The 1,635-nt window shown below is 53.3% G+C and carries 1 rRNA gene; it reads right to left on the minus strand.

From position 1 onward, the window contains the following. Positions 1 to 20: 20 nt before the first annotated feature. A 16S ribosomal RNA gene (locus ACNQ0W_RS24595) occupies positions 21 to 1,562 on the minus strand. Positions 1,563 to 1,635: the final 73 nt, after the last annotated feature.

The raw sequence follows: 1,635 nt of genomic DNA on the forward strand, positions 1-1,635 counted from the left end.
CAAAGGCAGGTTCTTTAAGGTAAGGAGGTGATCCAACCGCAGGTTCCCCTACGGTTACCTTGTTACGACTTCACCCCAGTCATGAATCACAAAGTGGTAAGCGCCCTCCCGAAGGTTAAGCTACCTACTTCTTTTGCAACCCACTCCCATGGTGTGACGGGCGGTGTGTACAAGGCCCGGGAACGTATTCACCGTGGCATTCTGATCCACGATTACTAGCGATTCCGACTTCATGGAGTCGAGTTGCAGACTCCAATCCGGACTACGACGCACTTTATGAGGTCCGCTTGCTCTCGCGAGGTCGCTTCTCTTTGTATGCGCCATTGTAGCACGTGTGTAGCCCTACTCGTAAGGGCCATGATGACTTGACGTCATCCCCACCTTCCTCCAGTTTATCACTGGCAGTCTCCTTTGAGTTCCCGGCCTAACCGCTGGCAACAAAGGATAAGGGTTGCGCTCGTTGCGGGACTTAACCCAACATTTCACAACACGAGCTGACGACAGCCATGCAGCACCTGTCTCAGAGTTCCCGAAGGCACCAAAGCATCTCTGCTAAGTTCTCTGGATGTCAAGAGTAGGTAAGGTTCTTCGCGTTGCATCGAATTAAACCACATGCTCCACCGCTTGTGCGGGCCCCCGTCAATTCATTTGAGTTTTAACCTTGCGGCCGTACTCCCCAGGCGGTCGACTTAACGCGTTAGCTCCGGAAGCCACGCCTCAAGGGCACAACCTCCAAGTCGACATCGTTTACGGCGTGGACTACCAGGGTATCTAATCCTGTTTGCTCCCCACGCTTTCGCACCTGAGCGTCAGTCTTTGTCCAGGGGGCCGCCTTCGCCACCGGTATTCCTCCAGATCTCTACGCATTTCACCGCTACACCTGGAATTCTACCCCCCTCTACAAGACTCTAGCCTGCCAGTTTCGAATGCAGTTCCCAGGTTGAGCCCGGGGATTTCACATCCGACTTGACAGACCGCCTGCGTGCGCTTTACGCCCAGTAATTCCGATTAACGCTTGCACCCTCCGTATTACCGCGGCTGCTGGCACGGAGTTAGCCGGTGCTTCTTCTGCGGGTAACGTCAATCGACAAGGTTATTAACCTTATCGCCTTCCTCCCCGCTGAAAGTACTTTACAACCCGAAGGCCTTCTTCATACACGCGGCATGGCTGCATCAGGCTTGCGCCCATTGTGCAATATTCCCCACTGCTGCCTCCCGTAGGAGTCTGGACCGTGTCTCAGTTCCAGTGTGGCTGGTCATCCTCTCAGACCAGCTAGGGATCGTCGCCTAGGTGAGCCGTTACCCCACCTACTAGCTAATCCCATCTGGGCACATCCGATGGCAAGAGGCCCGAAGGTCCCCCTCTTTGGTCTTGCGACGTTATGCGGTATTAGCTACCGTTTCCAGTAGTTATCCCCCTCCATCAGGCAGTTTCCCAGACATTACTCACCCGTCCGCCACTCGTCAGCAAAGCAGCAAGCTGCTTCCTGTTACCGTTCGACTTGCATGTGTTAGGCCTGCCGCCAGCGTTCAATCTGAGCCATGATCAAACTCTTCAATTTAAAAGTTTGATGCTCAATGAATTAAACTTCGTAATGAATTACGTGTTCACTCGTTGAGACTTGGTATTCATTT

Origin of the sequence: Enterobacter cloacae complex sp. 6730903, from assembly GCF_048283985.1 — a bacterium.
Classification (GTDB): domain Bacteria; phylum Pseudomonadota; class Gammaproteobacteria; order Enterobacterales; family Enterobacteriaceae; genus Enterobacter; species Enterobacter hormaechei_C.